The sequence below is a fragment of the Thiolapillus sp. genome (assembly GCF_048562965.1).
Classification (GTDB): Bacteria; Pseudomonadota; Gammaproteobacteria; order Chromatiales; family Chromatiaceae; genus Thiolapillus; species Thiolapillus brandeum_A.
Window position 1 is genome coordinate 1 of sequence record NZ_JBHNMF010000608.1, and the last position, 1,870, is coordinate 1,870.

Sequence of the window (1,870 nt, forward strand, 5' to 3'; positions counted from 1 at the left end):
CAATTTTTTCATTCCTATCACCAAATTTCCGCGATCATTCCGTGCCAACGGCACGGTACTTCGCCCCTCTAAGCTCACCTTGCCTCTCGACGAATCCCTCTTCCAGCAGGTAACCTATGGCCTTCTTCCAGTCGGTTTCGTTGATTCCCGAACCACCGACGATCTCTTTCTTCCCATGCCATCCGGGATACGCCTCCAGCCAGGCTAGAATCTGGTCGATGGGCTCACTACCCCACTGATTACCCTTTTGCTCAGAAGGTTGTGAACCCGACGAACTCGAGAATATATCCATCTGTGGCGAGGGAGGCTCGGCGGCCTTGGGGATGTCTCGTTCAGTAAAGGGTGGTATCTCGTAGACCTTGGCCGTTCGGCGCTTCTTTTTCAGCACAGCTTTCTTCTTCGTAGTCTTCTTTCCGGCATGCAGCCCCTGAGCGACCTGTTCCTCGTAGCGTTCTTTGTTCAACAGTACCAACCGCCGAAGTATCTCCATGCGTGTCGTGTCGCTCACAACATATCGTGAGCCATCATCGTTCTTTGCGAATGGAATGTCTCGAAAATCATATGTCATATCAAGATCATGCCAACCGAAAGCGGCAGCAACTTCGGTATCGATACTTCCAAGGATACCTCTCAATGATACGATTTGATCGTCCGCATAGTCCTTGGAGTGAATCGTATTCATTAAATCGGTGAGACCACTCCCTCTTTCGGCGGACCACTCAACCGCCAGCTCGTTGAAATGAGTAGCGGCATCTATCCCTGCTTGTGTCACTCGCATGATGGGCAAAGGGAACTTGGCCATTGATTCACTGATTGAAAGTCTGAGCGTTACACCGAGACCACCACCGCAATATGCTTCCAGCCAGGAACGAAACAGACTACTAAGACAGATTGGATAGAGGTCTTCTCTATCTACACCAATGAGAACGACCTGGTTGGTATATATCCAGTCAGACGGCGCCAACATGCAAATCGGGTACTTGGTCACCTTCGAGAAAGCAATAAATCTGTCTCGTTGGCGAAGTCTACGCATCAGATCAGCCCGGTGGTTCCAGAATTGCCACCAACGCTCATACAACCCTTTGTAGCTCTTTAGCGCTTCAGGTGTCCTGGTTGGTCTCACGACTTTGTTTAAAAACTGATAAGCAATAGGCCATCTCTTCAGAATCGCCTCTAGGTCCTGATCACCGACATCCAGAACCCATCGATTTCTGCGGTTCAGTGCATGGCTAGTGATGTCGTTTCCGGTGATGTAAGGCCGCAATAGCGAATCTCGCTCCGACCGCAATCGTTCAAACCATATGTCGTCGGGTGTGACCACGAACGCCAATCCCTTGCTATTGTTTACGCCAGCGAATGCGAAGATGGTATTCTCCAGAGGTTTGGGTCGCCAGGCATCGGCCATCTCGCATTCGAGTCGTGGACCGATCCGTTCGCAACCTTTCCCGTCTGCATCCCTTACGCCGTGCCATTCCCCTTTGTGGAAGCAGACGATGGCAACCACGACCGCCGCCTTACCAGGCCATGGCATTCCTTTTCTCGAGAAGTGGATATCTCCCTGCTTGACGATTTCACGGAGACCGACTTCAATGGCGCTGCCTTCGGCAAGGTTGCTCGTAGCCAAGAGTCCATATTCACCACCCATTAGCAGAAGATCGGTGGCACGACGGTGGAATGCGACGCATAGGTCGATCTTTCCTGGCGCCGCTCCGAGTACCATTTGTACGATCACTTGCAGAGCCCTACCCTGTGAGTTCTTCCATAGGCGATTTCCAAGAAACGGCGGATTCCCCACGATGGCATCAAACCCCCCGTTATCCCGAACAAACACCTCCGGAAACTCCAACGGCCAGTGCATCGGATGACGCGG

At 52.0% G+C, this 1,870-nt stretch carries 1 protein-coding gene; it reads right to left on the bottom strand.

From position 1 onward, the window contains the following. Positions 1-34: 34 nt before the first annotated feature. Positions 35-1,870 (bottom strand): Eco57I restriction-modification methylase domain-containing protein (locus ACOCD2_RS18275; protein ID WP_419602363.1); only part of this gene is annotated, 1,836 nt, incomplete at its 5' end.